The organism is Micromonospora sp. ATLC16 (assembly GCF_057196645.1).
The window spans coordinates 1-223 of record NZ_JBXUOW010000206.1; the positions used below are offsets into that span (position 1 = coordinate 1).

Annotated in this window: 1 protein-coding gene; it reads left to right on the top strand. The window is 67.3% G+C overall.

What is annotated here, in order from left to right; translation table 11 throughout:
* Positions 1 to 8: 8 nt before the first annotated feature.
* Positions 9 to 223: DUF6444 domain-containing protein (locus AC2CHE_RS27065; protein WP_484507640.1), on the top strand; the 215-nt coding region annotated here is incomplete at its 3' end.

Genomic DNA, 223 nt, shown 5'->3' on the forward strand with positions numbered 1-223 from the left:
TGGTTGAGCTGCGGGAACGGGTGGATCGACTGGAAGCCGAGAACGCGGAACTTCGGCGTCGGCTGGGGTTGAACTCGTCGAACTCGTCCAAACCGCCGTCGTCCGATGGGCCGGCGAGGCCGCTCCCGCAGTCGGGCAAGAGCAAGAGCAGCGGTAGGCGGCGGGGTAAACAGCCGGGTGCGCCGGGATCGACTCTGGAGTTGGTGGCCGACCCGGATCAGGT